6 protein-coding genes are annotated in these 9,095 nt (G+C 70.4%); 5 read left to right on the top strand and 1 reads right to left on the bottom strand.

Annotated features, from left to right (window positions below; translation table 11 throughout):
• Positions 1 to 240 precede the first annotated feature (240 nt).
• Complete coding sequence (locus AB0N89_RS40575; protein WP_364216938.1) at positions 241 to 855, bottom strand: TetR/AcrR family transcriptional regulator; 615 nt, start codon at positions 853 to 855, stop codon at positions 241 to 243.
• Between the two features lie 31 nt (positions 856 to 886).
• Between AB0N89_RS40575 and AB0N89_RS40570 the strand changes: the two genes are divergently transcribed.
• The 5 genes from AB0N89_RS40570 to AB0N89_RS40550 all read left to right on the top strand — a co-directional run bounded on the left by AB0N89_RS40570 (position 887) and on the right by AB0N89_RS40550 (position 9,023).
• Positions 887 to 2,071, top strand: coding sequence for an erythromycin esterase family protein (locus tag AB0N89_RS40570; RefSeq protein WP_364216935.1), 1,185 nt, complete (start codon positions 887 to 889; stop codon positions 2,069 to 2,071).
• Between the two features lie 42 nt (positions 2,072 to 2,113).
• On the top strand, positions 2,114 to 3,013 hold the full coding sequence (locus AB0N89_RS40565; protein WP_364216941.1) for a S8 family peptidase: 900 nt from the start codon (positions 2,114 to 2,116) through the stop codon (positions 3,011 to 3,013).
• A gap of 88 nt (positions 3,014 to 3,101) precedes the next feature.
• Entirely contained in the window at positions 3,102 to 6,479 is a 3,378-nt protein-coding gene (locus AB0N89_RS40560; protein ID WP_364216932.1) for a pyruvate carboxylase, read from the top strand.
• Positions 6,480 to 6,713: 234 nt separating this feature from the next.
• Positions 6,714 to 7,508 carry an arginase family protein gene (locus AB0N89_RS40555; RefSeq protein WP_364216929.1) on the top strand — a complete coding sequence of 265 codons (795 nt, stop codon included), beginning with the start codon at positions 6,714 to 6,716 and terminating at the stop codon, positions 7,506 to 7,508.
• Between the two features lie 231 nt (positions 7,509 to 7,739).
• Positions 7,740 to 9,023 carry a helix-turn-helix domain-containing protein gene (locus AB0N89_RS40550; RefSeq protein WP_364216926.1) on the top strand — a complete coding sequence of 428 codons (1,284 nt, stop codon included), beginning with the start codon at positions 7,740 to 7,742 and terminating at the stop codon, positions 9,021 to 9,023.
• Positions 9,024 to 9,095: the final 72 nt, after the last annotated feature.

Below are 9,095 nucleotides of genomic sequence, written 5' to 3'. Positions count from 1 at the left end.
GCGGGTCGCACAGGTCGGGGGGGCGGGGGCGGGCTGTGTCCGCCCACCACCCGTTCCCACCTCCCCGCCCCCCCGCTCTCCCCCCCCCCCCACACCTCCCGCGAGTCCACGTACCCATCGGCGACACCCATCCACGCGCTGGCGTCCGCCGGTCCGTGAAGGCCTCCTTCACGGACCGGACTTGCGCCCGACCGCATCCAGAGGACTAAACGCGGTAGTCGGCACCCCGAACCAACGCGTCTAGTCCTCTGAACGCGGGTCGGCGAACGCGCCTTCCCTGGCGGCGACGGCCACCGCGCGTGCGGTGACCCGCGCGTCCGCCAGAGTGACGTCCTCCCGCGACAGGAACAGCCGGTAGAACACCGGCCCGCACACCGCCCGCACCAGTTCGTCGCCGTCCGTCCCGGGTGGGACCTCGCCCCGCGCGACGGCCCGTTCCGTGATCGGCGCCATGCGGACGTGCCGGTCCGCGTAGAAGTCGTGCAGCGCCTCGGCCGCCGGCGGCGACTGGAAGGCCGCCAGCACCGACGCCGTCGGCAGTTCCTTCAACTCGGGTTCGGTGAAGTACCGCACGACCTCCGCCGCCACTTCGTACAGATCGTCTTCGAGCGACCCGGTGTCGGGCGCTTTCCAGTCGTCCTCCGCGCCCATCTGCAGCGCGGCGGCGACGAGACCGTCCGGAGAGGACCAGCGCCGGTACACAGTGGTCTTGTGCACCCCGGACCGCTCGGCGACCGCGTCCACGGTCAGTTCGCCGAACCCGCGTTCGGCCAGCAGGTCGAGGGTGGCGAGCAGGACGGCCTGGCGGGTCCGTTCGGTCCGGCCGCCGGGTCGCTGGGTACCGGAGGTTGCCAATTGCTACTCCTGTTGCGTTAGGGTGGCCAGTATGTCAGACGCAGCGAAGATCGCGGAACTCATCGGGGACGCGAAGATCGTCGCCATCGGTGAGAACAACCACCACATCCACGAGTTCGGGGACCTGCGCAATCGTTTGCTTCGCGAGCTCGTCGAGCACCACGGCTTCCGCGTGGTCGGTTTCGAGTCCGGCTTCGCCGAGGGCGAGCTCGTCGAAGACTGGCTCGACGGCGCGCCCGGAGACGTCGCCGACATCGGCCGCGATGGCTTCACCTTCTCCCTCGGCGAGTCGCCCGAGGCGCACGAAATGCTGACGTGGCTCCGTGAACGGGGCGACGTCCGGTACTTCGGTCTCGACGTGCCGAGTTCCGCGGGCTCGCCCGTGCCCGCACTGCGAGCGGTCCGCGCGTACCTGTCCACTGTGGACGAATCCGCCGTCGGTCTCGTCGACGACGCGATCGAGGCGACGAAGGGCTACGCGTCGATCAGCAGCGCGGAGGCGCCCGCCCAGTACGCCGCCCTCGACGCCGTCGCCCGGGACAAGGCGACCGCGGCGCTCACCCGGCTCAAGACGCACCTCACGTCGCTGCGTCCCGTTTACGGGGACACCGCCGTCGCGGAGCACCACGTCGAAGGCGCGCTGCGCGTCGACGCCTACCTCGCCGAGGTGGCCGCGATGATGTCCGGCACCGCGCCCGCCCTGCAAAGCGGGTCGCGCGACGCGTACATGGCCGAGACCGTCCGGCTGATCCGGCGGCTCCAGGGCGACGACACGAAGATCGTCGTGATGCTCCACAACGGACACCTCCAGCGCGTGCCGTTCTCGCCGTTCCCCGGCCTCACCTCGCCTTCGGCCGGGACACACCTGGCCGCCGAGTTCGGCGACGACTACTTCGCGCTGGGCCTCACCGCGGTCGAGGGCGAGACCACCGGCCTCAAGCCGGATCCGGCCGCGCGGCTCGGATTCACCGTGTACCGCCAGGAGCTCGAAGCACCCGTGGAAGGCAGCGTCGAGGCCGAAGGTCCCGGTCTGGTGGACCTCCGCGCGCGACGCGGAACCGAAGGACCCCGGAGCATCCGGCACGCGCATCTGTTCAACCCCGTCGACGTCGTCGACGCCTTCGACGCACTGGTCTGCTTCCCGAAGTCGACGGTCAGCGGGCACCTCCGACCGGCCCCAGCCGATCGAGTGGTTGAGGTTGCCCCTCGCGGGTGACAGGCGTAGGCCCGAGGCATGATCATTCGACTGGTACGGGTCATGGCCGCGCTCGCCCTCCTGGTGTTCGTGGCGCAGCCCGCCTCCGCGACGGAAGTCCAGCAGAACCCGCCGAACTGGGGGCTGGACCGGATCGACCAGCGAACGGGCCTCGACCAGCTCTATCACTACGGCACCGACGCCAAGGACGTCACGGTCTACGTGATCGACAGCGGCGTCGACGCAGGCCATCCGGACTTCGGCGGCCGGGTGAAGCCCGGCAAGGACTTCCTCAACGGTGGCACGGACACCTCCGACACCAACGGTCACGGCACGTACCTGGCCGGTGTCGCCGCGTCGAAGAGCTACGGCGTCGCCAAGGGCGCGCAGATCGTCCCGGTCCGGGTGATCGACGCGCAGGGCGGCGGCGCGACGGACAAGATCATCGCCGGTATCGACTGGGTGACGCAGAACGCACACCAGCCCGCCGTCGCCGTCCTCGGCATCGGCGGCACCGCCAACGACCAGCTCGACGCCGCCGTCCGCGCGCTCACGGCGGTCGTCCCGGTCGCCCTCCCGGCCGGTGGCGAGGCCGCCGACGCGGGCCAGTTCTCACCCGGCCGGGTCACCGAAGCGCTCACCGTCGGCTCGACCGACGCGAGCGACCAGGTCGGGGGGACGTCGAACTGGGGCGAGGTCGTCGACCTGTTCGCCCCGGGCGTGGACGTGCCGGGACCGAACGCCGGGGGCAGCGGCGGCCGGGTGCTCAGCGGGACGTCTTCGGCCGCCGCGCACGTCGCCGGCGTGGCCGCGCTGTACCGGGGCCTGCACCCCGAGGTGTCGGCGCCGGACGTCACGAAGGCGGTCGTGGACCTCGCCGCGGCCGACGTGCTGACCGGCGTCCACCAGGGCACCGCGAACCGGTTGCTCCAGACCCCCGGTACGCAACTCGGGCGGGGATGACGTCCATCACCTGGGCAACAACTCCCGCCCTGCGGGAGCGAGCAGGTAACGTGCCTCACCTACCGATCCGATGATGGGAAGGACCGGCATGTTCCGCAAGGTACTGGTCGCCAACCGGGGTGAGATCGCCATCCGCGCGTTCCGCGCCGGATTCGAGCTCGGCGCGGGCACGGTGGCTGTGTTCCCGCACGAAGACCGCAATTCGCTCCACCGGCTGAAGGCCGACGAGGCCTACGAGATCGGCGAACCCGGTCATCCGGTGCGGGCCTATCTGTCGGTCGAGGAAATCGTGGCGGCCGCCAAGAAGGCGGGCGCCGACGCCGTCTACCCCGGCTACGGCTTCCTCTCCGAGAACCCGGACCTCGCGCGCGCGTGCGAGGACGAAGGCATCACCTTCGTCGGACCGAGCGCGGACATCCTCGAGCTGACCGGGAACAAGGCCCGCGCGGTCAAGGCCGCGCGGGACGCCGGGGTGCCGGTTCTGGGCTCTTCGGAACCCTCCTCCGACGTCGACGCGCTGATCGCCGCCGCCGAGGAGATCGGCTTCCCGGTCTTCGTCAAGGCGGTCGCCGGTGGTGGCGGTCGCGGTATGCGCCGGGTCCTGGACCCCGCGCAGCTGCGCGAGTCCATCGAAGCCGCCGCGCGCGAGGCCGAGTCGGCCTTCGGCGACCCGACGGTGTTCATCGAGAAGGCCGTCGTCGAGCCGCGCCACATCGAGGTCCAGATCCTCGCCGACGGCGAGGGCAACGTGATCCACCTCTACGAGCGCGACTGCTCGGTCCAGCGCCGTCACCAGAAGGTCGTCGAGCTGGCCCCGGCGCCGAACCTGCCGTCCGAGCTGCGCGACCAGATCTGCGCGGACGCGGTGAAGTTCGCCCGCCAGATCGGCTACCGCAACGCCGGCACCGTCGAGTTCCTGCTCGACAAGGACGGCAACCACGTCTTCATCGAGATGAACCCGCGCATCCAGGTCGAGCACACGGTGACCGAGGAGGTCACCGACGTCGACCTCGTCCAGTCGCAGCTGCGCATCGCCTCCGGCGAGACGCTCGACGACCTCGGGCTCTCGCAGGACAAGGTGTATCTGCGCGGCGCCGCCCTGCAGTGCCGCATCACCACCGAGGATCCCGCCAACGGCTTCCGCCCGGACACCGGGATGATCAGCGCGTACCGCTCGCCCGGCGGCTCCGGCATCCGCCTCGACGGCGGGACGGCGTTCGCCGGTACCGAGATCAGCGCGCACTTCGACTCGCTGCTGGTGAAGCTCAGCTGCCGCGGCCGCGACTTCAAGACCGCCGTCGGCCGCGCGAGGCGCGCCGTCGCCGAGTTCCGGATCCGCGGCGTGGCCACGAACATCCCGTTCCTGCAGGCCGTCCTCGACGACCCGGACTTCCGCGAAGGCCGCGTCACGACGTCGTTCATCGAGGAGCGCCCGCATCTGCTCACCGCGCGCCATTCGGCCGACCGCGGGACCAGGCTGCTGACCTACCTTGCCGACAAGACGGTCAACAAGCCGCACGGCGAGCGTCCGCGCACCCTCGAACCCCAGGTCAAGCTGCCGAAGCTGCCCAAGGACCTCGAACCGGCGCCCGGCTCGAAGCAGAAGCTCACCGAACTCGGCCCGGACGGCTTCGCCCGCTGGCTGCGGGAGTCGCCGACCATCGGCGTCACCGACACCACCTTCCGCGACGCGCACCAGTCGCTGCTCGCCACCCGCGTGCGGACGAAGGACCTGCTCGCCGTCGCGCCGGTCGTCGCGCGCACCACGCCGCAGCTGCTCTCGCTGGAGTGCTGGGGCGGCGCGACCTACGACGTCGCCCTGCGGTTCCTCGCGGAAGACCCGTGGGAGCGGCTGGCGAAGCTGCGGGAAGCGGTGCCGAACATCTGCCTGCAGATGCTGCTGCGCGGCCGCAACACCGTCGGCTACACGCCGTACCCGACCGAGGTGACCAACGCCTTCGTGGAGGAGGCGACGGCGACCGGCATCGACATCTTCCGGATCTTCGACGCGCTCAACGACGTCGAGCAGATGCGCCCGGCGATCGAGGCCGTCCGCGAGACCGGTTCGGCGGTCGCCGAGGTGGCGCTCTGCTACACCTCGGATCTGTCGGACCCGTCGGAGAAGCTGTACACGCTGGACTACTACCTCAAGCTGGCGGAACAGATCGTCGGCGCGGGGGCGCACGTCCTGGCCATCAAGGACATGGCGGGCCTGCTGCGGGCACCGGCGGCGGTGCGGCTGGTTTCCGCGCTGCGCAAGGAGTTCGACCTCCCGGTGCACATCCACACGCACGACACCGCGGGTGGCCAGCTGGCGACGTACCTCGCCGCGATCCAGGCCGGGGCGGACGCCGTCGACGGCGCCGTCGCGTCCATGGCGGGCACGACCTCGCAGCCTTCCCTGTCCGCGCTGGTCGCGGCCACCGATCACTCGGACCGGCCGACCGGGCTGGACCTGCAGGCCATCGGCGACCTGGAGCCGTACTGGGAGAGCGTGCGCAAGATCTACGCGCCGTTCGAGGCCGGTCTCGCGTCGCCGACCGGCCGCGTGTACCACCACGAGATCCCCGGCGGCCAGCTGTCGAACCTGCGCACGCAGGCGATCGCGCTCGGCCTCGGCGAGCGGTTCGAGGACATCGAGGCGATGTACGCGGCCGCGGACCGGATCCTCGGGCACCTGGTGAAGGTCACGCCTTCGTCCAAAGTGGTCGGTGACCTCGCGCTGCACCTCGTCGGCGCGGGTGTCTCGCCCGCGGACTTCGAGGCGGAGCCGAACAAGTTCGACATCCCCGACTCGGTGATCGGCTTCCTGCGCGGCGAACTGGGCGACCCGCCTGGAGGCTGGCCGGAGCCGTTCCGCACCAAGGCCCTCGAAGGCCGCGCGCAGCCGAAGCCGGTGCAGGAACTGTCCGAAGAGGACCACAAGGGACTGGCCGAGGACCGGCGCCGGACGCTGAACCGGCTGCTGTTCCCCGGGCCCACGAAGGACTTCGAGGTGCACCGCGAGCAGTACGGCGACACGTCCGTCCTGCCGTCCAAGGACTTCTTCTACGGGCTGCGACCGGGTGAGGAGTACTCGGTCGACCTCGAACAGGGTGTCCGGCTGCTGATCGAGCTGGAGGCCATCGGCGAGGCCGACGAGCGCGGCGTGCGCACGGTGATGTCCACGCTCAACGGCCAGCTGCGCCCGATCCAGGTCCGCGACACCTCGATCGCGTCGGACATCCCGGCGACGGAGAAGGCCGACAAGGGCGACCCGAAGCAGATCGCCGCGCCGTTCGCGGGCGTGGTCACGCTGCAGGTGTCCGAGGGCGACGTCGTCGAAGCGGGCGCGACGGTCGCGACCATCGAGGCGATGAAGATGGAGGCGTCGATCACCGCGTCCGCGGGCGGCAAGGTGTCGCGGCGCGCGATCAACTCCGTGCAGCAGGTGGAAGGCGGGGACCTGCTCCTCGTCCTGGAGTAGAAGCCCGGCTGTACATGAAGGCCCCCTTCCCTTGGCTCAGCCGAGGAAGGGGGCCTTCACGCGCTTGGCAGTGGTGGGGGTGGGGGCTTGGTGGCGCCTTGGGGTGAGGTGTCGCGAAAGCCACTTTCGCGACGTCTGACGTCCCGAAAGTGGCTTTCGCGACGTGCCACCTCGATCCGGCCACGTCCCTCAAGGAGGCCATCACGGACTTGCGGCAGCCACTAACGTGGACGGGTGCTGATCAACGCCGTACCCCAGTTCCAGGGCGCGCTGACCGAGCGCGCGCCGCAGATGCCCGAAGCCTGCGTCGCGCTCGCCGAGCTGGCCGGTCACGTGCTGGGCGTACCGGTGCACCACATCCGCCAGAGCCGAGAGACCTCACCCGTGGTCGACGGCATCGCCAACCGAGAGGTGCTCACCGGTCCCAACCGTGCCGCGCAGCTCGCCGCGCTGGAGGCGCCGGGCGGGCCGGTGCTGACCATCGGCGGGGACTGCGGGGTCGAACTGATCCCGATCGGCGTCGCGCGCTACCGCTTCGGGCCGGGTCTCGGCGTCGCCTGGTTCGACGCGCACGCGGACCTCAACACGGCGGAGACGTCGCCGTCGGGCGCGTTCCACGGCATGGTGCTGCGGTCGCTGCTCGGCGAGGGCGACCCGGATTTCGCCGCGAACCCGCGGCTCGAACCCGGTCGTGCCGTCCTCGCCGGGGCGAGGGTGTTCGACGACGCCGAGCGGGCCGTGATCGAGCGCGGGCCGGTCGTCGAGGCGGACGACGTCGCCGCGGGGCTGGCCGGCTCGGACAAGGTGTACGTCCACCTCGACCTCGACGTGCTCGACCCGGGGGAGTTCGACGGGCTGAACTACCCGGAGCCCGGCGGCTTGACGATCGAGCGCCTGGTGGCGATGCTTCGCGGGCTGAGCGAGTTCGAAGTCGTCGGCGCCGGGATCACCGAATGCGCCGGCACCGACGTGCGCGTGCTGGAGCCCGTGCTCGAAGTACTCGGTGAATTGCTCACCGAAAAGCGGTGACCCTCCGTCACGATATGGCCCGTTTCGGCCGTTCGTACGTACGGCACGTGGCGTTTGCCGGGCACTTGTCATCAAAATTCAGGGAAGGACCGTGATTTTGTCACGACGGTGACAAGAAATCGGTTTCTTCTGCGAAAGGTGACACATTCACGAGGGACTTTGCGATGTGTTCGTTGTCACCCCACGACGATCGTGGGATGTCCGGACGCTGGGCGGAGCAAAGGAGCTGCGATGTCGGTGGAGCGCGGGATCGAACACGCTGCGCAGCCCCCTGCGGCGCTACCTCGCAAGCTCGCCGACATTTTGCGACCGGAACTCGGCAGTCTCGCCAACGAGATCGTCGACGAGATCCGGGCGACCATCCCCGCGTACGCGCGCCCGCTCGACGGGCCCTACGGCAAGTCGATCCGCGCGGGCGTCGAGTACGCGATCACCCTGTTCGTCGCCCAGATCGCGGATCCCACCGTCTCCAAGGAACAGTCGCACGAGGTCCACCACCGGCTGGGACAGAACGAGATGCGCGAAGGCCGCAGCCTCGACACGCTCCAGTCGGCGTACCGCGTCGGGGCGCGCGTCTCGTGGCGGCGCATCATGCGCGTCGGCCGCCGCAGCGGCCTCTCGTCCGCCGTGATGTCGCAACTGGCCGACGCGATGCTCGCGTTCATGGACGAACTCGCGTCCGTCGCGCTCGACGGCTATCTCGAAGCGAAGGCGCGCACCGCGGGCGCGCTGGACACGTGGCGCCGCAAACTGCTGCACCTGGTGCTGGAAGCCCCGCCCGCGCCGTCGAAGGCGATCGCCGAACTCGCGCAGCTGACCGGCTGGCCGGTGCCGGAGCGCGCGACGCCGGTGGTGCTGCACCCGATCGACGAGAGCGTCAGACCCCGGCGGCACAACGCCGTCGACTCGGACATCCTGGCCGAACTCGACTGCGCTGAGCCGCGTCTGCTCGTCCCCGGCGAGATCACCGGCGCCCGGCTGGCCACCCTGCAGGCCGCGCTGCCGGACTACCGGCTGTCGATCGGCCCGTGCCGCCCGCTGGACTCCGTCGCCGATTCGCTGCGCTGGGCGCGGGACGCCCTGCACCTCGCCGAACGCGGGATCATCCAGGCCCGCCGGGTGATCCGCGCCGAAGAGCACCTCGCCACCCTGCTCGTGAACGCCGATTCCGTGCTGACCTGCCAGCTGCGCGACCGCCTGTTCGCCCCGCTCGCCGAGATGACCGGGAAACAGCGGGAACGGCTGCTCGAAACCCTCCGCGCCTGGCTCGACAGCCAGGGCAACGTCGTCGACATCGCCGAGCGCCTCCAGGTCCATCCGCAGACCGTCCGGTACCGCATGCGGCAGCTGCAGGCGACCTTCGGCGAGCACCTGCGCGACCCGGGGGCGCGATTCGAAATGGAACTCGCGCTGCGGGCCGGCGTCGCCCCTTCTTCGGCGCTGGAAGGCTACGCGCTGCCGGAGGTCCTTCCGGCGCCGCGCAAGAGTCCACAGTGGACGCCGAGCGGGTCCTAGCCCCCGGATGTCATGAGGGGTCCCCATAGGACATCTTTCGTCCTATGGGGACCCCTCATGACACTCGTCAGC

The organism is Amycolatopsis sp. NPDC089917 (genome assembly GCF_040684635.1).
In the GTDB taxonomy this organism is placed as follows: Bacteria; Actinomycetota; Actinomycetes; order Mycobacteriales; family Pseudonocardiaceae; genus Amycolatopsis.
This window is presented reverse-complemented; position numbering and strand designations above follow the sequence as displayed.